The 25777-nt window shown below is 66.6% G+C and carries 25 protein-coding genes and 1 pseudogene; 15 read left to right on the forward strand and 11 right to left on the reverse strand.

Annotated features, from left to right (window positions below; all coding sequences use genetic code 11):
- The first annotated feature begins 56 nt into the window (after positions 1-56).
- The 4 genes and pseudogenes from BN3906_RS11280 to BN3906_RS14590 all read left to right on the forward strand — a co-directional run bounded on the left by BN3906_RS11280 (position 57) and on the right by BN3906_RS14590 (position 2916).
- Positions 57-1124, forward strand: coding sequence for an isopenicillin N synthase family dioxygenase (locus BN3906_RS11280; protein WP_066588414.1), 1068 nt, complete (start codon positions 57-59; stop codon positions 1122-1124).
- Positions 1125-1396: 272 nt separating this feature from the next.
- A pseudogene (locus tag BN3906_RS15200) lies at positions 1397-2050 on the forward strand (solute carrier family 23 protein); the annotation flags it as partial.
- Between the two features lie 100 nt (positions 2051-2150).
- Positions 2151-2522, forward strand: coding sequence for a solute carrier family 23 protein (locus BN3906_RS15205; protein ID WP_261796994.1), 372 nt, complete (start codon positions 2151-2153; stop codon positions 2520-2522).
- A gap of 118 nt (positions 2523-2640) precedes the next feature.
- Positions 2641-2916 carry a hypothetical protein gene (locus BN3906_RS14590; RefSeq protein ID WP_147592944.1) on the forward strand — a complete coding sequence of 92 codons (276 nt, stop codon included), beginning with the start codon at positions 2641-2643 and terminating at the stop codon, positions 2914-2916.
- On the opposite strand, the gene BN3906_RS11290 is transcribed toward BN3906_RS14590, so the two are convergent.
- Positions 2903-4216, reverse strand: a complete 1314-nt coding sequence (locus tag BN3906_RS11290) for an ISL3 family transposase (RefSeq protein WP_025253818.1) — start codon at positions 4214-4216, stop codon at positions 2903-2905. The genes BN3906_RS14590 and BN3906_RS11290 overlap by 14 nt on opposite strands.
- A gap of 172 nt (positions 4217-4388) precedes the next feature.
- Between BN3906_RS11290 and BN3906_RS14595 the strand changes: the two genes are divergently transcribed.
- A complete protein-coding gene (locus BN3906_RS14595; RefSeq protein ID WP_147592946.1) occupies positions 4389-5033 on the forward strand; it encodes a hypothetical protein in 645 nt (214 codons plus the stop codon).
- A 435-nt stretch (positions 5034-5468) separates the two neighbouring features.
- On the opposite strand, the gene BN3906_RS15210 is transcribed toward BN3906_RS14595, so the two are convergent.
- The 10 genes from BN3906_RS15210 to BN3906_RS11335 all read right to left on the reverse strand — a co-directional run bounded on the left by BN3906_RS15210 (position 5469) and on the right by BN3906_RS11335 (position 15518).
- Entirely contained in the window at positions 5469-5741 is a 273-nt protein-coding gene (locus BN3906_RS15210) for a transposase (RefSeq protein WP_222705282.1), read from the reverse strand.
- A gap of 101 nt (positions 5742-5842) precedes the next feature.
- Complete coding sequence (locus BN3906_RS15215; RefSeq protein ID WP_222705283.1) at positions 5843-6649, reverse strand: ISAs1 family transposase; 807 nt, start codon at positions 6647-6649, stop codon at positions 5843-5845.
- A gap of 284 nt (positions 6650-6933) precedes the next feature.
- The gene (locus BN3906_RS11300) at positions 6934-7986 is read right to left on the reverse strand and encodes a transposase (protein ID WP_066588417.1); all 1053 of its coding nucleotides are present in this window, start codon (positions 7984-7986) and stop codon (positions 6934-6936) included.
- 161 nt (positions 7987-8147) lie between these two features.
- Entirely contained in the window at positions 8148-9968 is a 1821-nt protein-coding gene (locus BN3906_RS11305) for an alpha/beta hydrolase (protein WP_066588420.1), read from the reverse strand.
- On the reverse strand, positions 9952-11070 hold the full coding sequence (locus BN3906_RS11310) for an MBL fold metallo-hydrolase (protein WP_066588421.1): 1119 nt from the start codon (positions 11068-11070) through the stop codon (positions 9952-9954). The genes BN3906_RS11305 and BN3906_RS11310 overlap by 17 nt, the downstream gene beginning before the upstream one ends.
- 88 nt (positions 11071-11158) lie before the next feature.
- The gene (locus BN3906_RS11315) at positions 11159-11602 is read right to left on the reverse strand and encodes a pyridoxamine 5'-phosphate oxidase family protein (RefSeq protein ID WP_066588424.1); all 444 of its coding nucleotides are present in this window, start codon (positions 11600-11602) and stop codon (positions 11159-11161) included.
- Positions 11603-11711: 109 nt separating this feature from the next.
- Positions 11712-12869 carry an isopenicillin N synthase family dioxygenase gene (locus BN3906_RS11320; RefSeq protein ID WP_078057391.1) on the reverse strand — a complete coding sequence of 386 codons (1158 nt, stop codon included), beginning with the start codon at positions 12867-12869 and terminating at the stop codon, positions 11712-11714.
- 111 nt (positions 12870-12980) lie between these two features.
- Positions 12981-13814, reverse strand: coding sequence for an amidohydrolase family protein (locus BN3906_RS11325; RefSeq protein WP_390620345.1), 834 nt, complete (start codon positions 13812-13814; stop codon positions 12981-12983).
- Positions 13815-13971: 157 nt separating this feature from the next.
- Positions 13972-14418 (reverse strand): amidohydrolase family protein, encoded by a 447-nt coding sequence (locus BN3906_RS11330; protein WP_066588435.1) that lies wholly within the window; start codon positions 14416-14418, stop codon positions 13972-13974.
- Positions 14415-15518 carry a PDR/VanB family oxidoreductase gene (locus BN3906_RS11335; RefSeq protein ID WP_261796995.1) on the reverse strand — a complete coding sequence of 368 codons (1104 nt, stop codon included), beginning with the start codon at positions 15516-15518 and terminating at the stop codon, positions 14415-14417. Before BN3906_RS11335 ends, BN3906_RS11330 begins: the two co-directional genes overlap by 4 nt.
- 532 nt (positions 15519-16050) lie before the next feature.
- Here BN3906_RS11335 and BN3906_RS11340 point away from each other — a divergent pair.
- The 10 genes from BN3906_RS11340 to BN3906_RS11380 all read left to right on the forward strand — a co-directional run bounded on the left by BN3906_RS11340 (position 16051) and on the right by BN3906_RS11380 (position 25777).
- Complete coding sequence (locus tag BN3906_RS11340; RefSeq protein WP_066588438.1) at positions 16051-17280, forward strand: amidohydrolase family protein; 1230 nt, start codon at positions 16051-16053, stop codon at positions 17278-17280.
- Positions 17273-17398: a hypothetical protein gene (locus BN3906_RS15220; protein ID WP_261796996.1), complete on the forward strand. Its 126-nt coding sequence runs from the start codon at positions 17273-17275 to the stop codon at positions 17396-17398. The genes BN3906_RS11340 and BN3906_RS15220 overlap by 8 nt, the downstream gene beginning before the upstream one ends.
- A gap of 239 nt (positions 17399-17637) precedes the next feature.
- Positions 17638-18423 (forward strand): ABC transporter ATP-binding protein, encoded by a 786-nt coding sequence (locus BN3906_RS11345; protein WP_066588440.1) that lies wholly within the window; start codon positions 17638-17640, stop codon positions 18421-18423.
- A 47-nt stretch (positions 18424-18470) separates the two neighbouring features.
- Entirely contained in the window at positions 18471-19394 is a 924-nt protein-coding gene (locus tag BN3906_RS11350) for an ABC transporter permease (protein ID WP_078057510.1), read from the forward strand.
- 99 nt (positions 19395-19493) lie between these two features.
- Complete coding sequence (locus tag BN3906_RS11355) at positions 19494-20678, forward strand: ABC transporter substrate-binding protein (RefSeq protein WP_066588446.1); 1185 nt, start codon at positions 19494-19496, stop codon at positions 20676-20678.
- On the forward strand, positions 20675-22105 hold the full coding sequence (locus BN3906_RS11360; RefSeq protein WP_390620346.1) for an FAD-binding oxidoreductase: 1431 nt from the start codon (positions 20675-20677) through the stop codon (positions 22103-22105). Before BN3906_RS11355 ends, BN3906_RS11360 begins: the two co-directional genes overlap by 4 nt.
- Positions 22102-22878 carry a creatininase family protein gene (locus BN3906_RS11365; protein WP_078057511.1) on the forward strand — a complete coding sequence of 259 codons (777 nt, stop codon included), beginning with the start codon at positions 22102-22104 and terminating at the stop codon, positions 22876-22878. The genes BN3906_RS11360 and BN3906_RS11365 overlap by 4 nt, the downstream gene beginning before the upstream one ends.
- Positions 22878-23624 carry a pyridoxamine 5'-phosphate oxidase family protein gene (locus BN3906_RS11370; protein ID WP_066588452.1) on the forward strand — a complete coding sequence of 249 codons (747 nt, stop codon included), beginning with the start codon at positions 22878-22880 and terminating at the stop codon, positions 23622-23624. The genes BN3906_RS11365 and BN3906_RS11370 overlap by 1 nt, the downstream gene beginning before the upstream one ends.
- On the forward strand, positions 23621-25048 hold the full coding sequence (locus BN3906_RS11375; protein WP_066588454.1) for an amidohydrolase family protein: 1428 nt from the start codon (positions 23621-23623) through the stop codon (positions 25046-25048). Before BN3906_RS11370 ends, BN3906_RS11375 begins: the two co-directional genes overlap by 4 nt.
- Positions 25049-25147: 99 nt before the next feature.
- Positions 25148-25777 (forward strand): ClpP family protease, encoded by a 630-nt coding sequence (locus BN3906_RS11380; RefSeq protein WP_066589891.1) that lies wholly within the window; start codon positions 25148-25150, stop codon positions 25775-25777.

Raw genomic sequence — 25777 nt, forward strand, 5'->3', positions numbered from 1 at the left:
TCGGGAGACGGAGCGTACGACCGTAGGGGAAACCGCGTGACGTGAAAGGACCGTCCATGGTTCACTCCACCACGCCCACCAGCACCGACACCGTCCCACCCGAACTCGAACTCGAGTCACGCATGGGCGGCGTCGGAACAGAGACCACCGACCGGGCAGTGCCGGTCATCGACGTCAGAAACTGGGAACTCACCGACGAGGAGTGGGACGCCAAGGCAGAGGAATTCTGGGACGCAGCGACCACCATCGGCTTCTTCCAGCTGACCGGTTTCGGAATCACCAGGCAGGAGATCGAGGCGCAGTTCGCCGAGGCGGAACGGTTCTTCGCACTCCCCGGAGACACCCTGGCCACCGTCGCCAAACCGAAAGGCAGGAACGTCGGCTTCGAGCACAGGTCCCAGATCCGCCCCTCGACCGGCACCCCGGACGAGAAGGAGAGTTACCAGATCACCCGCCCGCTGATGGAGGGCATGTGGATCGACGAGGACGCCAACCCCTCCGTCGCCGGGTTCAGGGAGGCCTCCCTCGCCTTCGAGGCGAAGTGCCACGAGGTCGCGATGCGCGTCCTGGAGTTCTTCGCCGTGAAGCTGGGCTTCCCGAAGGACTACTTCCGTAAGGTCCACGACCCGGAGTCAGACCTGCACCAGTGCACTCTCCGGATGATCCACTACATGGCCATGGACGCCAGGCACAATGTCGCCGACGAGCACGGCAACCCGATCTGGCGTGCAGGGGCGCACACGGACTTCAACCTCCTGACCCTGCTGTTCCAGACCGACGGCCAGTCCGGCCTGCAGGTCATGCCGGGTGCGGACGCCGGCCAGGACGTCCAGGCCTGGACCCCGGTCCCCGCCTTCACCGACGTGCTGACCTGCAATATCGGTGACATGCTCATGCGCTGGTCCGATGACCGGCTGAAGTCGAACTTCCACCGGGTGAAGGCCGCCGACATCGGCGTCGACATCCCCGAGCGCTACTCCATGCCCTACTTCGCCCAGGCCGACCGGGACGCCGTCATAGCCGGCCCCCGGGGCAAGTACGAGCCCATGACCGCCGGAGAGTACCTCGACATGCGCATCCAGGCGAACTTCGGCAGGGCCGAATCCGCCGCGTCCACGAAGTAGGACGCCGGGAGGACGCTGCACTCCCCTCGTCCTCCCTCCCCGTCCCTCCCCCTGCGTCCGCATCGGGCACGACCACCGACACCCCCCCCCGTCAGACCGCCCCGACATCGGACGCCTCCTTCTCCTCCGACGGATCCGCCGTCGACCGCAACCTCGGCTGGCGCCAGAACCTCGTCTTCGGCATCCAGCACGTGCTCATGATGTACGTCGGCTGCGTGTCCGTCCCGCTGACCATCGGCGCAGCACTCGGCCTGAACTAGGCGACTGTCGCCATGCTGGTCAACGCCGACCTGCTCGTCGCCGGCGTCATCACGCTCATCCAGTCGCTCGGTGCGGGAAAGTTCGCCGGTGCACGCATACCTGTCGTCGGCGGTGCCGCGTTCGCCCAGGTCGCGACGATTATCTCGATCGGCAACACCTACGGTCTGCCCGCCATCTGGGGCTGTATGCTCGCCGGCGGTGTGATCGGCCTGGCCCTGGCCTGGCCGTTCAGCAAGCTGCTGAAGTACTTCCCTCCGCTGGTCACCGGTGCGGTCCTGCTGGTGCTGGGAATCTCACTCATCGGTGTTCCGGGTGGACTTATCCTCGGCGACGAGGGCACGGACAGCTACGCCCGACCGCTGTACATCGGTATCGCCGCCATCGTGGTCGTCATCGCCTTCGGGCTCAGCGCCCTGGCCCGTGGCATGGTCGCCAAGGCGCCCCTGCTCATCGCCGTGGTCACCCCGTTCCACTTCGGCAGCCCCGAATTCCCGGTCGTCGGCGTGATCTCCATGACCGTGGTCATGATGTTCCTGTTCTCCGAGACCATCGCCAGTGTCGGCGCACTCTCCGAGATCACCGGCATGAAGCTCTCCCGCGGCGATGTCGCCCGTGCCCTCTCCGGCGACGCCCTCTCCGGTGTTCTCGGCGGGATCTTCAACGGCTTCTACGACACGGTCTTCACCCAGAACGTCGGCGCGATCAAGACGACGCGCGTCCACTCCCCGGTTCGTCACCGCGACCTCCGGTGCGATGCTGCTGCTCATGGGTCTCATGCCGGTGACCGGAGCGGTCATCGCCGCGCTGCCGGACCCCGTGGTCGGCGGGGTGTCGATGATGCTGATCACCTCGATCGCCGCGGTGGGCGTCTCCACCCTGCGCAAGGCGGATCTAGGCGACACGATCAACTCCCTGATCCTCTCAGCGGCGGTGGCCGTGGGTCTGCTCTCCGAGTTCGCGTCGGACATCTGGATCAATTTCCCGGACTGGGCGCAGACGCTCCTGTCCGACGGCGTGGTCCTCGCCGCCCTCTCCGCCTTCTTCCTCAACCTGCTGTTCAACCACACGTCCCTGGCGGAGAAGGCGCGGGCCTCGCGCAGTGAGACGAAGCCGGTCAGCGAGTCACTGTTCCTGTGATATTCCGGGGAGTCCAGGAAACTGCTCCGAATCAGTGCTTGCCTTGGGGTAGCACTCTGTGTAGCCTAACCTAACAACACAGAGGTTGACACCTTCACCCGGGCAGGAGAGAATGAAAATGAGTAAGTTCAGCGACGAGTTCCACGACTGGTATATTCCCGAAGAACTAGACAATGCGTATTCCATTATAGAGTCATCACCTCACCAAGGATTCAGCAGTGCGACATTAGGGGAACCTTCGCCAGGTGACGAATTCTACCCATCCAACTCAAGAAATCTCGAGTCGTTCAATTCCGAAGTCGAACCAGGATGGGTGGACCCCGGTAACACCATAGAGCTCACCAACTGGGACGACCTCAACATAAGGGGCTCTTCTCGATTTAGAGTGCGTTGATCCGGTCCTGCAGCTGGCCGGAGTGGATCAGCGACCGCAAGATGTAGTGGTCGAGGTTCCTGAACCCTAGGGCGATGCCGCGTAGATGCTCCAGCCTGCCGTTGATGGCCTCGACCGGACCGTTGGATGCGCCGATATCGAAGTACGCCAGGATGTCGTGCCGTCGGCGCCACAGGGTCCGGCCGAGTTGCGCCAGCTCCTCCAGCCCCGTCGGTAGGCCCTTGCGCAGGGTGCCGATCACCCTGCCCATCAACTTCTTGCCCCGCGCTCTGTCCGGCTGACCATAGGCACTGACCAGGTCCTGGTAGAACTCCCAGGTCACCTGCAACGCGACGTAGTCATCGTCGGTGTCCCACAGCCGATCCAGGCGCTGGCGCTGCCGGTCGGTGAGGAAATCGGTCCTGGTCAGCAGCGCCCGGCGGTGCTTGTACAGCGGATCGTCTTTCTGCCCCCGACGTCCGGTGGTTTCTCGCTGCAGGCGTTGCCGACACCCGCTGAGCTTCTCTGCAGCCAGGTGGACGACGTGGAACGGGTCCATGACTTTGCGCGCCGCAGGGAGAGAGTGGTCGACGGCGGTGGCGTAGCCGGTGAACCCGTCCATCGTCACGACCTGCACCCCGGCCCGGAAGTCCGGGTCCCGCTCACCCAGCCAGGTTTTCAGGACGTCTGCGGACCGCCCCGGGCGCATGTCGATCAGACGTGCCGGGCCTGCCCCGTCGGTCAGCGGGGTCAGGTCCACCAGCACGGTGACCATCGAAGACGGCTCGCCGGGTCGGCGGGTGTGTTTCCAGACGTGCTCATCGACGCCGAGGACCCGGACCCCAGCCAGGTGGGAGGGGTCAGCGTAGACCATGCTCCGGGCCGCGGTGACGGCGACGGTATTGACCAACTCCCAGCCGATTCCGAGAGCCTTCGCCGTGGCGGCCACGCTCATACGGTCGATGGCGAGGCGTTGGAGGATCCAGCGGGTCACCCGGTGGGTGAGTTTCGCCCCGTCGTCAGCGCAGGCCAGTGAGGTCTGGAAGATCTTCCTGCTGCAGGTGGGGTTGGTGCATGTGAAGCGGGGTACCCGGACGTTCAGGCGGGTGGGGAACCCCACGACCGGTAGGTCGACGAGTCGACGTCGGATGTGGTCCCGCTTCACCCCAGGCATCGCGCAGTCCGGGCAGGTGTCGGCTACGTCCACCGGCTCGGCGTTGATGATGGTGAGGGTGCCGGCGTCGGCGGCATCGGTGATCGTCAGACCGAGTTCTGCGGTGCGGCAGATGGTGTCGGCGACGAGGTTGCCAGTAGGGTGCACGGTAGGGTCCTGGTTCGGTCAGATGGAAGCTTCGCAACTCTCATCTTGTACCGGCCAGGGCCTCTGTATGTTGTACCACCCCGCGTCCCGCCCTTCAGCTATCTACGCACTCCGAACCGCGAAGAGCCACATAAGGTCGTACGATAATGGAATACACCCTACCTACTCTCCCGTGGACTTGAGCCTGTATGGCTCAGAATCCTACGCGCCTGACGATATTAAAGAGGGAAATAAGAATCTCGCCGCCGCTGGAATCATTTGGGTAAGGGATGTGCAGGGAAAAATCGAGACACCGAAGCTTTACCAGCACTACTACAATAACAGTGGCGGCATATACATACTTGACACCTCAATCGTCGACAAGTGGATCAAAGATGAAACCAATGACTACGATTCAAGTGCACCGGATTGGGTTGACCCTCCGTGGCCACTTATCCTGATCCACCGACAGATCGCGATTTCTAGCGCTGTAGGAGTTGCCAGGGGCGCAGGTAAGAATGTTAAATACGCCCGTTCCACACGCTGGTACACAATCGCAGGAATTGACCAGGACTACACAACTTCTCTTGGACGACACCAGATGTCGACTTCCACTACAGTCATCGCACGACCTTACCCCAACGGCCACACATACCTTCAGTACGAGCAAGTAGCATATTTTTATGACCACTACGACTTCGGCCCCGGCGAGCCAGAGTACGGAGGCAGGCAGAGAGAATTCTCAAAGTTAGCACATCAAGCAATGCTCTACGGAATTGCCAAGCCGTTCGAAGTTCAAGGGGAAAGTACGCCTATGTCAGGTTTTGAAACTCGGTAAACATAAAACCACTCAAGTGACTATGGGCAACCATTCACGGACAACATCGCACCCGCCACATTTTTCAATAGTGGCGATGATTGTGACGTTTGTTACCGGACTCGCAATAGGGGTTACATCCTACCGGTCCGGCGTATGGAGATTATTGAGCGCACTCAGTTTCAAAAACCCCGAAGGAGAATATTATTGGGGAACAGGGGTATACATTACTTTGACCCTATTGTTACCCACCGCATACCTGGCTGGAATGTACTGGATCTACCAGAACCTGTAGCTCAGCAACCCCGCGAGTCAAAAGCCCTGGATATTCGCCAAGATCCTCATCATGGGATTACTTATTGGAAGTTCCCCCTGGCTACTTCTCTGGATTCTAGTTGGTTAACCCGGATTTTTCATGGAGAGGGTCTGCCCGCCAGCCCTCAGGCCAGGGCTCCGTCAAAGTCGTTGGTGAGCGGTTCTGACCAGCAGTGATGCCTGCCCGGGATCACGTCCGTGGAACCTGAGAGCCGCGGCGATACTGTCGTGCCCGTCCAACCGCAGCAGACTGATCACCGTCGAACGCAACGTCGCCATCACCCGCGGGCCCGCACCGGTGCGTACCCGGGAGGCATCTTCACCGAAGGTCACGTCTCTGACCCAGTGCAGGGCGTTCTCGATTCGCCAATGAGACTGCGCCCACGATGCCAGGGCCTGGACCGGTGCATCCACTTGCGACAGGGAACATAGCAGGTAGACGACCTCCACACTCTTCTACGGCTTCTGGGTTGACCTTCTGGCCGGGTACACCGTGCGGGTCCGGCGGACCTGGATCAACTGTCGGGCGTGCGGAAAATCGGAGTCCTCCGGGGACAACTGCAGGACCTTGGTGGTCCGGGTGACCCGCCGGCCGTGCCCGTGTTCGGTACGGTGTTCGGCGGGAGGTCCTTCCAGGTCTTCGTTTTCGCCCAGCCCAGCAGGCTCGGCCGGTTGGCCTTGATGGTGAGCAGATAGTCCCCACCAGCGTTGATGATGCGCTCGGCGGTGGTGTCCTGGCAATGCATCGCGTCCGCGGTGACCACGCAGTCGGTCAGATCGAACTGGTCGAGCAGGTGTCGTAAGGCGGGGATCTCGTTTGTCTTCGCGTCGATCTGGAGCTGGCCGAGGACCGTTGCGCCGGCGTGGTCGTAGGCGGCGACCAGGTGCGGGGCACGGGAGTGAGGATCCGAGGGGGTGCGGGCACCGCGGACGGTTTTCCCGTCGACGGCGATGATCCGACGATCGTTGATGGTGGCCGTGCAGGTCCACATCCAGGTGCCGAGGACACGGTCGAGCAGGTCGGCATCGACGTGGGACAGAGCGCGCCGCAGTGTTGCTTCCGACGGCCGTCGGTGCAGGTCGACACCGAGGTCGGCGACGGCTGTGTTGGTCGGGTCATTGATCCACTCCGCAACAGCCACGAAAGACTTCGCCCCTGCGAGCATCGCGGTGAGGGCGACGGTGAGCAGGGTGGACAGTCGGTAGCGGATGCCACGGGGGTCCAGGTGGTCAGTCACCCGGGCGAACAGGTCGAGCAGGCAAGGCGTGGTGAACTCGGCTGCGGGTTCGACAGAGCGGGGCCTGGTCAGGGAAGATGACATCGGCGAGCGTGCGGTCCTTGTGAAGATGTTGGCGTAGAGAACTTTCATCTTCGGTTGTGACTGCACGCTTGTCGTGCATCTACCCCGACGTGTCGCCGACGTTCAGGCTGGTCACAGGGCCGTCAACCGACTTTGACGGAGCCCTGGTCCTCAGGCCCGATGGTGTTGACCTGCGCCTGATCCTACCCACGGCGCGCGACGCCGCGGGCCGTTGTTCGAACCAGGGCCGGTGCTGGGGTCCGGAAACGTATCGGCGGGACAAGGACAGGGGCGACAGAAGGTATTCAGGGCAGGGTAAGGCCTCTGGTCAGGCGATGGTCAGTGACCGTATCCGGGCTAAGGCGACGGCCGACAGTCCGGCGTTCGGGGCATTGCCATCGAGGTGCACCCGCACCTGCCGGGCGTGACGTGCCACCGTCGCAGCCGTGGCCAGCAGTCCGGTGATGTCTTCCGACATAGGCGGTGTCGGTGACTCCACCGTCAGCACCTGGTCGCAGGACTCCTTGTTTCACGTGCTCGGGCAGGGTGGACACCAGGGTGCCGATTTTGTCGTTGACCCGGATGCCCAGGGAGTAGGCGAAGCCGCGGGAGTGCAGGTAGGTCGCGACTTTTCTCGTCCCGCCGGCGCCTTCGGTGCGCACGAGGATTTTGTGGCCGATGTTGCCGCCGAGGTCGGATCCGGGCAGGGCCCGGTAGGCGTTGCGGATCAAGGTGATGTGGTCGTCGGCGTTGTTCGCTCCGGCGTTACCAGGGCGCATGAGCAGGGCCAGTGGTTCCCCGCCCAGTCCTGGGCCGTGGTCGACAAAGGCGCACAGTGGGTGGAAGCCGTAGCCGCCTTTGTAGGTCGGTGCCGCATCCTGCTTGGTGGAGTGGATGTGGATTATGGAGGCGTCGATATCGATGATCAACGGATCGTCCCTGGTCGCGATCTTCGTCGGATTGAGGGGCCCGAGTGCGTTCCACGCGTGGGTGCGGATGGTGCGCATCGCCCGGGTCATCTTGTCGTCGACGGTGTCGGCGTGGTCAGCGAGTTGGTGGACCCGGCGGTGGGCGGTGGGCACGGAACCGATGGCGCGGGTCAGACCGGTGGTGACCAGGGGATTCAGCAGGTTCAGGTCATCCAGGCAGGTTGCTCCGGCGGTCAGGGCGACGGCCAGCGACGTCATCACCGTCCCGGCTGTGTGGGTGACGGTGTCGGGAGTCAGGCCGGCGAGGTGCTTGTCGAGAACCTCTGTGATGCCGAGGGTGGTGGCGGTGTCGGCGACCAGCAAAGTGCCGGCGTTGGAGCAGATTGATCGGTCGGTGGTCACATCGATGATCGTGTTGGTAGTCTTCACCGTGAGGGTGATGCTGTTCGTGCGGGGATTCTAGCTTCAGCACCATGAATTCTAGCAGTTCAGGGTCACTTTTCTCGTGTTTTCAGGGGCCTGGATCAGCGGTGGGATGAACTATCCGGGTTAACTGTTAATTCTGGCACTGCGAGTTACAACCTTCACCTCTATTGCTCGCCCTCCGGCATCTCCCCTGGCACCACGCCGGACCGGGCCATCAGCGGGATAATCTGTTCCAGCTTCCGCTCCCCCTCGTCACCGGTCCATCCCTCGGGTTCGAGGATCTTCGCCCAGGCCCGGGGGATCTCCGAGATATACGTGTGCCCGTGCCCGTCAGGCACGTCCGCGGAGACCGCCATGTCGGCAGACACCTGGAGGAAGGTCACCACCGGGATCCACCGCATCTCGGACAGCACATCTGCCCCACGGGCCTCCCTGAGCCAGTCAGGCTGCTCGAACAGGAGGTCAGGTGACCACCGGGAGATCGGGTCGGAGGCGTGCTGGAGGTAGACCGTCCGCGGCTCCTTCCAGTCCGAGGCCGGCAGCTGCGGGGTGTCCAGGTCACCGACCTGGGAAGCAAAACGCACATGTTCACCACCGTCGTAGACCGGCAGCCGTTCCGGGGACCCGGCGTCCCTCTGGTCGGTGGCTTCCCGCCACAGGTCGTTGTTGAACGTGGGGCCGACGAACAGGGCCCCGTCCGTCCTCGCGGTCAGGGTCGGCACCGTCCCGAACGCCGCCTCCGCACCGAAGGAGCCGAGCGACTCACCGAAGACCACGATCTTCGGGCGCCGGTTCTCGGGAAGCTCACGGACCTTGGCGTCCACGGCCTCGAAAAGGTACAGGCCGGCCTGTCGCGCACGCTCCTTGTCGACCAGGAAGGACAACCAGCTGGGCAGGTACGAGTACTGCATGGACACCGTCGCGACGTTGCCGTTGTACATGTACTCGAGGGAGTCCACCGTGGCCTGGTTGATCCAGCCTGAACCGGTGGCGGAGCCGACGGCGATGACCTGTCGCCCGAGGCCACCGGCGCGCACCAGTTCCTCGGCCGCGAGTTCCGCATCCGCCCGCAGGTCGTCCCCGGGGTCCCCCTCCTGACCGTCACCGGTGCCCAGGCCCACGAAGGCCCGGACAGGTTCCACCGCCCGGTAGCCGTTGACCGCCTCGAGCTGGTCGGTCGTCGGCCCGTGGGAGACGAACTTGCGGCCCTCCCTGCCCAGGGAATCCCAGCTCACCAGCGAACCCGGACCGCCGGAGCGCCGGTCGGAGGTCGGCTGCACCGAGGTGTCCGTGGTCGTCTCGTTCGCACTGGCGAAGGACGCGTTGAGCAGGCGCAGGGAGTAGTTCGCCACGACACCGTTGGCGAGCACCACGGTGAGTGCGACCATCACGGCAGCGGCGGAGACCCTGGCGATCCTGGGCGGGACGACCCTGCGGAACGCCGAGTACAGTCTGCCGACCAGGTCCCCCCAGCCCTGTCCGACCAGTACCAGCAACAGGAAGACCACCGCGGCCACAATGACGGTCACGGGCACCGCCGTCCAGTCCAGGTGCTCCACCCCGACCAGGTCACGGATGTCGTTCTGCCACACCGTGAACCATCTGAGCATCACGGACGTTCCGACGACCCCGAGCGTCCCCAGGGGTATCCACCACCGGGCGGACAGGGTACGGCCCCGCGGATCCTCGGTGAGGTCGCGGGAGAGCATGTAGCGCCACAACCAGGCGGCGAAAACTCCGGCCATGTAGCCCACCGCCGCGGACGCGCCGCTGACCGCACCCTGGAACAGTGGTCCCCGTGGCAGCAGGGACGGTGTCATCGACGCCATGAGCATCACCACGGCGACGACTGAGCCGGTGTAGCTCAGGCGCAGCCGGTAGGAGGTGAATCGTCCGGTCTCCCGGACCGGACCGTCCGGCACGACCGGACCGTCCGCTCCTGCCGTCCCCTCCGCGCCGGATCCGGTGTCAGTCGTCGAGGTCAAAGTCCCTCTCCCAACGGTCGAGTGTGCCACCGGGGTCCCCGGAGAGCACCAGGTCACGGTACATCATTGTCTGACGCAGTCCGGAGAAGAGCATCGGCGACCCACGCAACTCTTCCCAGCCCGAGGACCATGTCAGCTGTGACGCCAGGCGCCACACACTGATCGACGGGTTCCAGGCGAGCACCCGCTCCACCTCGCGGGCCCGGGAGAGCACATGGTGGGCGGTGTCGCGCCGCCGGCGGGCCAGGCCGGTGAAGACGTAACCGTGTCCCGGGACGACGAGATGGTCGTCGAACTCCCCGATCCTGCGCAGCGAGGTGAGGTAGTCCACCACCGGATTGCCTCCGAGAGATCCGACGCCGAGTCCGATGCCCGGATGGATCTCCGGCAGGATCATGTCCGCGGCGATGAAGAGCTTCGTCTCCCTGTTGACCAGGCACAGGTGTCCGGGAGTGTGCCCCGGGGTGACGACCGCCTCCGTGTGCGGGTCGGCGGACAGTCCGAGGTCGCTGAGACGGTCGCCGTCACTGAGGAGGACATCCGGGCTTCTGCGCGGGATGAACCCGGGCACCCCGGGCTTCTCCAGCTGTTCGACGACGGTGTCGAGCACTCCGGCAGGTGCCCCGACCTCCTCAACTGAGAGCGAATAGTCCCCCGCACCGTTTCCGGAGCGGGCAGCCTCCACGCTCCGCCATTCCGTGGCGCCGACAATGAACCGAGCGCGCGTGGCCTCCAGCAGACAGGACGCCGCGGTCACGTGGTCCGGGTGCGCGTGGGTGACGATGACCTGGGTGATCTGTTCGAGGCGGCGTCCCCGCTCGCGGAGGAATGCGTCCAGCCCGCTGAGGTACAGGCCCTCCTGACCCTGGCCGGTCCATCCGGGGTCGACGACGGTGACGCCGTCGTCGCCGAGATGCACGGTGGAGAACACCGAGGCCATCACCCCGGAACCGGGCATGGCCACAGGGCGCACCCATGTCCCGGTGCCGGGAGCCGATCCGCCGTCGATCCGGACAGGTCCGGGGGTACGGCTGTTCACGGCCGCGGTGTACTGGGGTTTCGCGAAGGGAGTGACCTGGTGGGTGACCTGCCGGTGGACCATGGATGTCAACGTACCTGCTTCACTGCCGTACCGTCACTGCAGGCACCCGCCCGCAGCTGCCCACAGGCTGCCCGCAGCTGCCCACAGCTCAGTAGCGGTCCGGTTCGGCGCCCAGGTGGAACTTCCTCCCCGAGATCCCCCCTTCAGCGGGGGTTATCTCCACGTAGTTGTACTTCAGTGTCGGCAGCCAGGGGCGCAACGGCAGCTCATCGGCGGCGTGGATCTCGGCGGACTCGGTGAGGATCCGGGCGTTGCCCTTCACGATCACGGACCAGGCCCGGCCGTCGACGTCCGAGACCTGCTCGACGTTGTCGGCCTCGAAGAGGACGTCGTCGTTGAGGTTCAGGCTGAACAGTTTGGTGCCCTCAGCCGTGCGGAAGTAGATCTTCCCGTCGCTGACGGTGTAGTTGAGCGGGAAGAGGTCGATGTCGTTCGAACGGTGCACCACGAGACGTCCGAAGGTCTTCGTCGCGAGAAGGTCGAGGGACTCTTCGTCTGTGAGGCGGGTGACGGGGGAATCGTTGTCAGTCATACATCTCATTGTTCCACTCACGCTGCACCTGTGCAGCGGCCGTCACCCCTCCCCCACCGGATCAGCGCACATCGGATCCGCCCCACGGCAGCCGCCCGGTTCTCCGGCGCTACCTCTTCGAGGCCAGCACCCGCTGTGCCTCGGACATGGTGTCCGTGTCGTTGAGTTCCAGGGCCCGTGACCCGGCGAGTTTGCGCGCCACATGCTCACCGACGGTCATGGGCCGGTAGCGGGCGGGACGGTCCTCGTCGACGGTGCCCGGCAACGGGCCGACGACCGCGTCCACGTTCCCGTCGTGGAAGAACGCCGCCGACCGCCGGCGGCGTATCGTCCCGTCCACCACCGGGGGCTTCACCCTGTGCAGTGTCGACTTCCACCGGTCATTGGTCAGGCGTGCGGTGACGTCACCGAGGTTGACCAGGAGTGCCCCCGGGTCCGGCATCACATCGTGCCACCCGCCGTCCTCACCGAGGACCTGCAGCCCCTCCACCCGGTCCGCCCACAGGACGGTCACGATGCCGTAGTCGGTGTGCTCGCCCATCCCGTTGAGCTCACCGTCGAGTTCCACCGCCTGCCCCGGCTCCAGGGCGTAGTTGATGGTGCGCAGCACGTCGATGGAATGGTCGGTCAACTCCGCGAGAGTGCCCCGCGGCACGTCCAGGGCGACCTCGAAAATGTCGGTCAGTGTCCGGGCGACCCGTTGTGCCTCAGAGAACCACCGTTCCAGGTTCTCCCGGAACACCGCCATGCCACCGTCAGTCTCCTGCGGCCACACATTGGCCGGGTAGTCGGCCTCCGGGAGGTGGAGGTCCGGAAAGTCGGACGCCTGGACGCCGATGTTGAAGGCCTCGAAGAAGTCGTTCATCCCGTCCGCGGATTCCACCCCCAGTGACAGGGAGAGTCTCTCCGACTTCGGCGGCGAGTATCCGCGGTTGATCTCCGGAGGGGTGGCGACCTTCTTCTTCAGTTCCAGGTCGCGCAGGAAGAAGGCGTCGAGGGCGTCTGCCAGTCCGTCCCAGGTGCGGCTGTCGATCCCGTGCCCGGTGACCTGGATGAAGCCGACTTCGCGGGCGGCGGTGTCGACCTCGCGGGCGACACGCTCACGTCGGTCGTCTGTGCCGGCTTCTGTACCGGCGCCTGTCCACGGCGAGATGTCGACGACCGGGACCCGGAAGGCTCCCCTCCCGGTGGTGTGCGCCTCCTGTGTCGTGTCCGGTGTGCCCGGTACCGTCTTCCCTGAGCTCAGGTGTTCTTCCCCGGTGTCCATTGTCCGGCGTCCTCTCATGCTTCGTAGGTGTGAGTCTGTCTGAATGTGCCTGAGTCCGTCTGATCGTGCCTGCGGGTGTGCGGGCCGTTGTCGCGTCGGTCTGTCCCCGCCCTATCTCGCCGGGACAGCTCTGCCGGTAAGCAACCGGTCCAGACCGGACGCCAGCTCCGACTCCTCCGCGGTGAGCAGTTCACCGTCGCGCACCACCCACTCCCCCGCGACCATCACGTCACGGGGCCTGCGTCCGGGTGTGGCCCACAACAGGCCGGCGGGCCAGTCGTGGACCCCGGCGTCCGACACCCCGGAACAGTCCCAGACGCACAGGTCAGCCGGAGTCCCCGGGGCCAGTGTGCCCAACTCGGGCCGGCCGAGACCGGTCGCCGACCCGGACGTCGCCATCCCCAGGGCCTCGTCGGCGGAGAGCACCCTGCCGGTGAGCCCGGAGACCTGCACCGCGAGACGGGCGTCGGCGAGGAGGTGACCGGCGTCATTGCTCCCCCCACCGGACGTCCCCAGTCCCACGGACACACCCCGGTCCAGCAGGGCCCCGGCAGGAGAGATGCCCCAGCCCATCGGGACGTCACACCCCGGCGCGTGGGTCACGCAGACCCCGGACTCCGCCACGGCGTCAATCTCCGCGTCCGTCACCCCGCACAGGTGTGCGACCGTGACACCGGGTTCCAGCCATCCCCATTCCGCCAGAAGCTCAAGGGGACGCCTGCCGTACGCGGCGGCGGCGCGTTCCACGTCCACCTGCTCATTGGCCTGGGTCCGTCGCAGCAGTCCCAGTTCCAGGGCGACCTCACGCAGTGCAGTGAACATCTCCCTGCCGTCGGTGTGCACTCCGGAAGGACCGACGGCGAGCTGCAGCCTCCCCTCCCGGACCGGTGCTCCGCCGCCGACCGTGCCGAAGGCGTCGTGGAGACGCCGGACAGAGTCGACCACCTCGTCCGGGTCCCCGCCCGTGGTTACCAGCCCCCCCCTATATCTCCACTCTCCCCCTCCGCCACCCTCTCCCTACTCTCCGGGTGCCCGCGGGGCCCCGGGGCCGCGTCTGCCACCTCCCCCCCGACAATTTCCCCGTCCCGCCTACACCTGTCTCTTATCCACAGAAAGATGTTAATAGGAGACAGAGACAGAGCCGGGCCCCCGCCTCGTCGGCGGCGACGGCGGTCGCGGTGGCCAGTTCCACCTCATCCACCCCGTCCGGCCAGGTCAGGTGGTGGTCAGCGACTGTCGTGACCCCGCACAGCAGAGACTCCGCCAGGCCGACCCGGGCGGCGGCCCCGGCAAGCTCCGGGTCCACCCGGAAGTCGCGGTAGGCCTGTCCCATGATCTCCAGCCACCGTCGCATCCTGACCCCCCGCGTCCCCGGGAGGGTACGGAAAGCAGACTGGAGAAGGTGGTGGTGGGCATTGACGAGGCCGGGGGTGACGACACAGCCGGAGACGTCGACGCGGACAGCGTCCGCGGCCGGTTCCGCGGTCACCACTCCGTCGGTCACTGCCGTGTCCGTGCCTGTGAGGGCTCCGGTGAGCAGGACATTCACAGGTCCAGCACCAGCCTTCCGGACCGGCAGCGGGAGACGCAGATCATCATCGACTCATTCTCCGCGCGTTCCTCCGGGGTGAGGACCGAGTCCCTGTGGTCGATCTCACCTGCGACCACAGAGACTTCGCAGGTCCCGCACATCCCTTCCCTGCAGGAGGAGGCCAGCAGCTTGCCGTGCGCCTCGAGGACCGACAGGACCGAGGCGTCCTCGGGGACGGTGAAGGTCTCCCCGGTGCTGGCCAGGGAGACGTCGAAGGAGGTGTTCACACCGGTGCTGACCGGGGCGGTGAACTGTTCGGTGAACACGTCCACCGCCGGTTGTCCCTCCACGGCCGCGGCCACGTCGTCGGCCAGTGTCCCCGGACCGCACACGTACACGGCCGTCCCCCGAGGCAGGTCGGCCAGAGCGGCGGCGAGATCGATCCTGCCCTCGACCGAGGCATGGAAAGCGACGGCGCCGCCGTGTCGTTCCTGAAGTTCCTGCAGGTAGGGCATGTCCCCGGAGGTACGGGCCAGGCAGATCATCCGCCAGGGACGCCCTGACCGGGCGGCCTGCGCGGCGAGGGGGACCATGGGGGTCACACCGACCCCGCCCGCGATGAAGACGTAGTTCAGCGCCCTGGTAAGAGGGAAGTGGTTCCGGGGCTCGCTGATCTCCAGGACCGTCCCCGGGGTCGCGTACCGGTGGAGGGCGGCGGAACCGCCACGGGAATCCGCTGAGCGGTCGACAGCCACCACATAGCTGGACGGGTCCGCCGGGTCCGAGCACAGCGAGTACTGGCGGACCAGGGTACGGCCGGTCTGGCCGGTCTGGCCGGTCTGGCCGGTCTGGCCGGCGTCAGGGGTGTCCGGGGAGGCGGGTGGCGAGTCGACCGGGATGCGCAGGTCGATGTGCGACCCCGGGGTCCATTCCGGCAGCGGGCTCCCGTCCGCGGAGGTGAGGCGGAACTCGGTGACCCTGTCGGTCAGTTTCCGTCGGCCGCTGACGGTGACGGTGAGTGTGCCGGAGGCGGGAAGGGCCCGGACGGCGGCAGATCCGGAGGCCGGACCGGCTGCAGTACCGGTCACAGGGGCGGGAGCGTGGGGGAAGACAGTCACGGTGATCACTTTCGGGCGTGCTGTGACGCCGGAGGTTCCGGCGCGCCCCAGCCCGGTCACGCACTACCGGTACTGTAACACGGCCGAGATGTCGGGGCCTCCGGGAGCGGACCGGCATCACAGCAGCTCAGGAAACCTTTCACCGGAAGGAAACACGACCGCACCCTTATATCGGGAAACCGTTTCAGCACGCGGTATGTGTCACCGAGGTGAGTTGATCCGGAAACAGACGGGAAACACACCCTCCGTAGCTTTGCTCGGTGCATGACGAAATAAGCGGTGCACCACCGTTGTCCGGTCCCCAGTCCCGTCAAGCCCCAGCCCGGCCACGGACACTCCCCGGGACACCGACCCGGGGAATCACGGACACAAGAGAGCACTCCTGCACACCGCCGCTGTCATGGTCAACGAACACGGCCGCCGTCCGGCGTCCGTTTCCACGACCGGCACAGCCGGTGACTCTGCACCCCGGTGACAACGGGGTCCACGACGTCCGGCGGTTCCGGTCCCAGACCCAGGAGAGGAGGGTCCCGTGAACGTACGTCCGGGTGACCGACTGCACGGCATCACCGGTGTTCACCTGCCCGACGGCAGAACCGTGGACATCACTTTCGACGGCGGTGTCGTCGCCGACGTCCTGCCGGCCGGAAGTGTCGCCCCCGTGACCACCGGTACACCGGGCAGGACAGAGACCGGGACGGCAGCCCGGTCAACAGTCCGGACAACAGCCCGGGGAAACTGGATCGACCTGAGCGGATACACCGTGTTCCCCGCGGCCGCCGACCCGCACGCCCATCTGGACAAGGCTCTGAGCTGGGATGTCATCGACCCGCCGGCAGGTGACCTCGACGCCGCGATCAGGTCCTGGGTGGAGGCGTCCGACCGTTTCACCGAGGACGACATCCTCGACCGTGCCCGACGCGCCGCACTGATGATGCTCGCCGCCGGCACCACCGCGGTCCGCACCCACGTCGACATCTACCGTTCGACCGGTCCCGGCGCGGACCCGTACCGCGGTGTCCGTGCACTCAACCGGCTGCGCGACGAACTGGCGGGGACGATGACACTCCAGCTCGTCGCACTCGTCCCCGCGCACACCCCGGACGACCTGCTGGTCTCCGTCACCGAGGGGGCCCTGGACGCCGGAGCCGACCTCGTCGGCGGGGCCCCGCACCTGGCGGCCGACCCACTCGCCCAGACGGACACCCTCCTGGATGTCGCCGAGGCCCGGGGCGTCGGCTGCGACCTGCACACCGACGAGTTCCTCGATCCGCCTGCACCGTCCGACGGTTCCCCCGCCGTGGCGGGCACCCGCACGGTCCGCAGGTACGCCGAACGTGTCCGCGGGTGGCCGGCCGGCCGGATCCGGGGTGCCGGACACTGCTGCCGACTGTCCCAGGAGGGCCCGGAGGAGCTCGCGGAAACCGCGGCCCGGCTGCGGGACGCCGGGATCCATGTCATCGCACTGCCGGCGACGAACCTCTACCTGCAGGGCGGCGACGGTGTCCCCGTCCCGCACGAACGGGGGGTGGCCCCGGTGTCGGTCCTGCGCGAACTCGGCGTGGCGGTGTCCGCCGGAGGTGACAATGTCCGTGACCCCTTCAACCCCACCGGACGCGCCGACCCTCTGGAGACCGCGTCCCTTCTGGTCACCGCCTGCCACCAGAGCCCCGGGCAGGCACTGGACCTGGTCACCCGTGACGCGCGGGCCGCCCTCGGCCTGCCTCCCGCCCGTCCCTTTTACACCTCTCGGTGTGCATAAGAGACAGGTCCGGACCACAGCGATGCGCAGCAGTGCCGAGTTCGCCGCACGGTCTGCGGCGCCGGCGGACATGCCGGAGGGGACGGTGAAGATCCACTGCAGGATCGTCAGCTGGTAAGCCAGTGCCGCCCGACGGACCGCACCGTCATCTCGGCGGGACGCCTCGCCTCACAGTCGCGTACCACCGTCGAACTGCCCCGGGCCTTCGGGCCGGACCCCCGTGCAGACCCTGCAGACCCTGCAGACCGTGCAGACCCTGTCCGGCAGACCGACCCCGACCCCTACCTCCGGACGGTCCACTGACCACCGGCATCCGCCGGTCACCGTCCCCGCATACCGCGAAAAAAGGAGAACACCGTGAGTACCCCCAGAACTGTCGTCGCAGACAGTCGTCCCGCCGACACGGCAGCTGAACCTCTGGTCAGCTTCGTCGACACCGGAATGACCTTCGACGGCGGCACGACAGCCCTGACCGGAGTGACCTTCGACGTCACCCCCGGCGAGTTCATCAGCGTCGTCGGCCCCTCGGGCTGCGGCAAGTCGACACTGCTCCGCCTCGCGTCCGGACTGGAATCCGCCACCGAAGGCACCATGACCACCTCCACCGACCGGATCGCCTACGTCTTCCAGGACGCCACCCTCCTGCCCTGGCGCAGTGTCCGTGACAACGTCATGCTGCTCGGTGAACTCGACCGTCTGCCGAAGGAGGAGCGGGAACGCCGGTGCACCGAGGCACTGGAGACGGTGGGGTTGACCGGATTCGAGGACCACCTGCCCCACCAGCTGTCGGGCGGCATGAAGATGAGGGTCTCCCTCGCCCGGGCACTGACCATCGAACCCCAGCTGTTCCTCTTCGACGAGCCGTTCGCCGCCCTCGACGAGATCACCCGCGAACGTCTCGGGGTGGATCTGACCCAGCTCTTCGCGGAGAAGCAGTTCGGTGGCCTGTTCATCACCCACTCGGTCAGTGAGGCGGTGTTCGTCTCCACCAGGGTGACGGTGATGTCGGGACGCCCCGGAACCGTCGTCGACGTCGTCGACGTCCCCTTCGCCTTCCCCCGGTCACCGGAGCTGCGGTTCACACCGGAGTTCACCGCGATCGCCGAACGGGTGTCGCGCTCACTGACGGCGGCGCACAAATGACCCCGCCCGCACCGGTCAGCTCATCCGACACCCAGAAGGAGGACGCCATGTCCGTCAGCACGGGACCCACCACGGAATCAACCCCAGGATCAGTCACGAACACGTCAGCACCCGCCCAGTCGTCAACCGGTGCGGGGACGTCCCCGGCAACCGGAAACGGTGGGCCGGCACCGTCCCCCACGACGCGCAGGAGGTCCCTCAACATCCCCTACGCCTCTGTCCTGCTCCCCCTCGCAGTCCTCGCGGTGATCGTGGGTATCTGGTACCTCGTCAGCTACGTCCTGCTCGACGAGTCCCGCCGCTTCCTCATGCCGCCGCCCCACCAGGTCGTCACCGAGGGTCTGTTCGGCCCGAATGCCGGGGAAATGTGGGAGGCCCTGTGGCAGACCACCCGGATCGCGGCGACCGGACTGCTCATCGCCGCGGTCATCGGCGTGGTCTGGGCCATCGTCATGGCCCAGTCGAAGCGGGCGGAGACCGCACTGTTCCCCTACGCGGTCATCCTCCAGTGCATCCCGGTCCTCGCGCTGGTCCCGCTCATCGGGTTCTGGTTCGGTTTCGGGTTCTCCGCCCGTGTCTTCGTCTGTGTGCTCATCTCCCTGTTCCCGATGGTCTCCAACACCCTGTTCGGACTCCAGTCGGTCAACCCGGGTATGAGGGACCTGTTCGCCCTGCACCACCCCTCACGTCTGACGGTGCTGCGCAAACTGGAGCTCCCCGCCGCGATGCCGTCCATCTTCGTCGGCCTGCGCACCTCCGGTGGCCTCGCCGTCGTCGGTGCGATCGTCGGTGACTTCTTCTTCAAGCAGGGAACCCCCGGCATCGGCGTCCTCCTGGACAACTACCGGTCACGGCTGCAGTCCCCGGACCTCTTCGCCGCGATCATCCTCGCGTCACTGCTCGGTGTCGTCGTCTTCCTGGTCTTCGGCTGGATCGGCAACCGTGTCGTCGGCCGCTGGTACGGCAAGTAGTTCCGGCCGGTTCCCGCGCACGACCGGATCTCCCCGGCCTCTTTCCCGCCGTCCCCCGACGGCTGTTTCCCAACCAAAAATCCTGACAGGAGCTCAACCATGAAGTACACCGTCCGCACCCTCACCGCCGCCACCGTCGCCGCGGCCGCCGCCGTCTCCCTCGCAGCCTGCGGAGGCGATGACTCGTCCACGTCCGCGGCGTCCTACGACGGCGAGATCGGCTCCACCGACCTGTCCTCGGTCTGCCCTTCCACCGTCGTCGTGCAGACCGACTGGTTCCCCGAGGCTGAGCACGGGCACCTCTACGAACAGCTGAACTACGGAGGTGAGGGCAAGGACCACATCACCATCGACGCGGACAAGAAGACCGTCTCCGGGCCGCTGTTCGACGGGGCGAACGGATACACGGGCGTGAACCTGGAGATCCGTTCCGGCGGCCCGGCCATCGGCAACCAGTCGGTGACCTCGCAGATGTACCAGGACCAGGACATTCTCCTCGGCTACGTCGACACCGACCAGTCCATCCAGCATTCCGCGGACATGCCCACCGTCGGGGTGATGACCACCCTGGACAAGAGCCCGCAGATGATCATGTGGGATCCGGCGACCTACCCTGACGTCCACGGGATCGCCGACCTCAAGGACAAGAACGTCACGGTGCTCACCTTCGCTGACATGTCCTACATCAAGTACCTCACCGGTTCCGGCATCCTCAACCAGTCGCAGATCGACGAATCCTACGACGGCGCCCCCGCCACCTTCGTCGCCGCCGGCGGAGCCAAGGCCCAGCAGGGCTACTCCTCCTCGGAGCCCTACAACTACGAGAACACCATCGAGGGCTGGAAGAAGCCCGTCGAGTACCAGCTCATCCACGATGTCGGATTCCCGACGTACAAGTCCGCCCTCGCTGTCCGCGCCGATGCCAAGGACGCCAACGCCGACTGCCTGAAGGAGCTCGTCCCCGTCCTCCAGCGTGGTGAGAAGTCGTACCTGGACAACCCGGACGCCACCAATGAACTCATCGTCGAAACGGTGTCCGAGTTCAACTCCGGCTGGGTCTACGACGCCGGCAACGCCTCCTACGGTGTGGACAAGATGAGGGACGAGAAGCTCGTCGCCAACGGTGCGGACGGCACCCTCGGTTCCTTCGAGGACGCCCGACTGTCCCGCCTCGTCGACATCCTCACCCCGATCTTCGCCGCCCAGAACACCCCGGTGAAGGACGGCGTGAAGAACTCCGAGTTCGCCACCAACGAGTTCCTCGACCCGGGGGTGTCACTGTGAGCCAGGCAGTCAGGGAAGGGGTGAAGGTCAGCACCGACGTCGGCCATCTCTTCGCCGTCGCCGACGGCCGGGGACGCCCCGACTTCACCCCCGCCGACGTCGACGCCCTCGTCGACGATCTTCTCGCGGTTCTCGGACCTCGCGGGGTGACCCAGCTGCCGCGCGCGGTGGAACGTGCCTCACGCGACGGTTCCGGGATGTCCCCGGTGATCACCGCCCAGGTCGCCGACGGTGAACTCGGCGTCCCCGACGTGGTCTGTTATCCGCGCAGTGTCGAGGAGGTGCCGGAGATCATGCGGGCGGCCGTCCGCCACAATGTGCCGGTCACCACCCGGGGCAAGGGCACCGGGAACTACGGTCAGGTCCTGCCCAGGTTCGGTGGACTGGTCCTCGACATGACCTCCCTGACCACCATCCACGGACTCGACCCGGCAGACACCGGGGCCGGGACGATCACGGCGGACGCCGGGGCGCAGATGCTCTCCCTGGAGAGTTACGCCTGGGAACACGGACACCAGCTGTGGATGTACCCCTCCACCGTGCAGTCCACCCTCGGCGGTTTCCTCGGCGGAGGTTCCGCCGGGACGGGAACCATCGTGCACGGGCGCAACCACGAGGGGTTCGTCACCGCCGTGGACATCGTCCCCGCCACCGAGGACGCCAGGATCATCCACCTCGAAGGCGAGGACGCGCAACCCTACGTCCACACCTACGGGGTCGCCGGGGTCATCGTCCGGGCGACGGTCAAGGTCGAACCTCTGGCCGACTGGCGGGCCGTCTACGCCTCCTTCCCCTCCCGGGACGCCGCCTTCTCGGCAGCGACCGAGGTCATGCGGGCCCGGCTGCAGCCTCGGCTGATGTCCGCGGACGGCCCCGACATCGTCGCCGCCCTCCCGTCCGACGAGGCCTTCGTCCCCGGCCGTGGCAGCGTCCGGGGCATCCTCGACGCCTCCCGTCTGGACGATTTCACCCGGATCGTCTCCTCCTGCGGGGGACGGATGGAGGCCGTGCGCACCGGCATCAACGCCACGGTGAAACTGTCCACCCTGTCCTACAACCACCCGACCTGGTGGCTGCAGAAGAAGGAACCCGGCCGCTGGTTCCACATGGAGTGCCAGGGCACGGCCGTGGTGGAGCACCTCGACGAGGTACTGGCCGTCTACTCGACCCCGCTGAGGTCGGCGAGCTTCCACCTGGAGGTCGGCAACGGCATGATGTTCGGCATGGTCAACGGCCCGATCGACCCCGGTGAGTCCGTCACTTCGGTGAGGGAGCGGATCGCCGCCGGTGTCCCGCAGCTCGAGGCTCTCGGAGTGTCCGTGCACTCACCGCACCAGTGGTACATCGACCTGGAACCTGACCGGGTCCGGGCTCTCGCCACGGACTTCGACCCCCACGGCATCCTCAACCCCGGGAGGTGGATGTGAGTACCGCGTCCCGCCGCTGGGCGGATCTCAGCACGGCCGAGGTTCCCACCGCCGTCGGCCCCGGCTCACTGGTGGTTCTGCCGGTCGGTGCCGTGGAGCCGCACGGCCCCCACCTTCCCATGTCCACCGATGCGGTGATGGCCGCTGCCGTGGCGTCCGCTGTGGTGGAACGGTCCGTCGCCGCCGGTCATGACCTGTGGCTGCTGCCGACCCTGTCGGTGACCAAGTCCGACGAGCATTCCGCCCTGCCCGGCACCCTGTGGCTGAACGCCTCGACCCTCTTCGCCACGATGGTGGACCTGGGCCGGTCGCTGGCCGCCTCGGGGGTGCGCCGGCTGCTCATCGTCAACGGCCACGGCGGCAACTCTGCGCTGCTGGAGGTCGCCCTACGTGAACTGCGCAGGCGTTTCGACCTGCGGACCTTCCTGGTCTCCTCGCCTCCCACCCCGGGGGAGACGGAGTTCGGCATGGGTATCCACGCCGGATGGTCCGAGACCTCGATGATGCTTCACGTCGCCCCGGAGCTGGTCTCCATGGACGCCGCAGCTGAACTCGGTCCGAAGCCCGCCGCCGCTGTGGCGTCCGGCAGTCACGTCGGTTTCGGCAGAACTGTGAAGTTCGGTTGGCTGTCGACCGACTTCGACGCCTCAGGCGTGGTGGGGGACCCCACCGGTGCCACGGCGGAGGCCGGGGAGCGGCTCTTCGAGGACTACGTCACTTCAGTGGTGGACGCCGTCCCCGAGATCCTCACCTTCAACCCGGGGGCACTGTGATGACGGCGGCGACGGACCGTTCCACAGGCACGGTCACAGGCACGGTCACAGACCCCACCGTGCTCTTCGACACCTGGATGTCGGACTTCCGCGCCCTCATCGCCGAGGACGCCGGTCTGACCTGGCCGCCGGTCTCCGGGGACCTCTCGGAGGTTCCGCCGGTGCTCATGACACTGGCCACGGTCGGCCCGGACGGCTACCCGCGGACCAGGAATGTCATGGTCAGTCACACCGGCGCCGCCGGGTCGCCGGCGGCCGGCCGGATCTACCTTCACACCGACTCCCGGTCCGACAAGGCCCGGCACATCGGGGCCGACCCGAAGGTCTCGTTGACTGTCCTCGCACCTGACCGGTCGCGTCAGGTCACCGTCGTCGGGGACGCCGTGCGCTCCGATCCGGACGAGGAGGCGGAGGCGTTCTCCGGCCGGGTCCGCTATCTCCAGCTGCTCGCCTGGTTGAACGACAGTGACCTGGCGCAGCGTCCCGAGGATGAACGGCACCGGACATGGGCACAGTTCGCTGCCGCGCACCCGGACCTCTCCTCCACTCCTCCCGACACCTGGGCCGGTTACGCGGTCGTGCCGCGGGAGTACCTGTTCTGGACCGCCGACTCCGACGGCCCGTCCCGTCGGCTGCACTTCACCCGTCCCTCCGGCCGCCTGCCCGGCACCGTGCCCGGCACTGTGCCCGGCACCGTGCCCGGCACTGTGGCCGACAACTGGATCATGGAGGTCCTGCCCGGATGAGCACCACCCGCACCGCCGTCTTCACCGACGCCGTCATCATCCCCGTCGACCCGGAACAGCCCCGCTGGTTCCGCGGATGGCTCTCCGTCGACGACACCGGCCGCATCAGCGGCCTCGGGGAGGGGACACCCCCCACCTCACTCACGGCGTCCTGCCTGGCCGCCGGAGGCCGTGTCACCGACCTCGACGGGGCGTTCCTCGCACCGGGGTTCGTCTCCGGTCACAGCCACATCTACACCGGCGGCATGCGCGGGGTGGAGCACTCCTCACCCCTGTACGCGTGGGTCACGCAGAATTCGGCGATGCTCGCCGACGCCGACCCGGAGACGATGTACTGGCTGTCGAGGGCCGGAGGTCTCGACCACCTCGCATCCGGGGTGACCTCGGTCTACAACTTCACGCAGTCCCGGGTGATCTGCCGTTTCGACTACGCGACCTCGACACTGAAGGCCGTGAAAGTCCACGACCCGGACTTCGTCATCCGTCAGATCGACGGCGTGGAGGCCTCCGGTATCCGCTCGGTGACCTCGGTCCGCGTCGACGACGAACAGCTTCCCGAGGACGAGGCGGTCGCCGGCTTCGACGCTGCAATGCAACGCCTGGCGTCCTCGGCGGACGGGCCCGCCGCCGATCTCAACCTGGGCGGTTCAGTCTACGGCGCGGTGCAGTGGGCCTCGCGTCCCCGCACCGCCGAGCTCGAGAGGGAGCTCATGGTGAAGTGGGGTGTCACGGACCAGGCACACTTCGTGGAGACTGCCGAGCAGATCGACATCCAGCAGTCGAAGTTCGACTGGTACGACGACGCCGGAGTCCTCGGGCCGGACTTCGCCTTCGGCCACTTCGTGCACCCCACCGGGCACATGGTGGACCGGGTCGTGGAATCCGGGACCTCTGTGGTGTGGCAGGCCATGTCCAACGGCCGGCTGGGCTCCGGGATCGCCGACATCACCACCCTCCTGGCACGGGGCGTGACCGTGGGGATGGGGGTCGACGACCAGTCCTGCACCGACACAACCGACCCCTTCGAGAACATGCGCACCGGCCTGTTCACACAGCGGGCTGTCCACTCGGACCCTTCGGTCATGTCGGTGGACCAGGTACTGCACCTGCACACCCTCGGTTCCGCGGAGGCTGTGGGGATCTCTGACCGGGTCGGCTCGCTGACGGTCGGAAAATTCGCCGACCTGGTGGTCGTGGACCCCCGGGACCCTGCCACGGGTCCCGTGTGGGATCCGGTGGCGACATATGTGCTGGCCTGCGGACTGCGGCACCTGCGTACCGTGTACGTCGGCGGGAAGGTCGCCTTCGACGCCACCTCCCCGGTCGTCGGAGCCGACGGGGTGACTGTCCGGGAGGTCAACCGGCTCGCTGACGAAGGCATGGTCCGTTCCGCGCTCGCCGGCGGTTTCACTCCGGCGTACTGAGGCGGCCCGCCTGCCGGACCGGACGGTCCGCTGACAGCGGATCCGCCTCCGGCAGCGTGGCCTTGCCGGTGCCAGTGCGGCACCACCAGGGTGGACACCATGTCAGAGAACACACCCGACCCCACCCGTATCCTCGACGCCGAGATCTACCGGGACCTCTTCGAGCGCCGCACTGTCGTCCTCGGCGACGCTCTCGGGCAGGACACCGCCAACCGTCTCTGCGCCTCGGTCCTGCTCCTGTCCGCCCGCGACCCGGAGGCGGACATCGTTCTGCTCATCAACTCCCCCGGAGGTTCCGTGCCGGGGATGCTCGCCATCCGTGACTGCCTGCGCGGCGTCCCCAATGACGTCGCCACTGTCAACCTCGGCATGGCCTACAGTGCCGGCCAGTTCCTGCTGTCCTCGGGGACGCCTGGCAAGCGCTACGCCCTGCCGCACTCGAAGGTGCTGCTGCACCAGGGCTCGGGCGGTATCGGCGGCACCGCGCAGGACATCGAGATCCAGGCGGCGGACATCACCCACACCCGCGACACCGTGCTCGGCTGCATCTCCGACGACACAGGACGACCTCTCGACCAGGTCACCCGCGACTCACTCCGTGACCGGTGGTTCACCGCGGAGGAGGCGAAGGAGTACGGCTTCGTCGACCACATCGTGTCCGACCTGGGCTTCCTCACCGGCCCCGGCGCGCTCACCGCCCGTCGTCCCCGCCTGGGACTGGGGGCCTGA

Source organism: Corynebacterium provencense (assembly GCA_900049755.1).
GTDB lineage: Bacteria > Actinomycetota > Actinomycetes > Mycobacteriales > Mycobacteriaceae > Corynebacterium > Corynebacterium neomassiliense.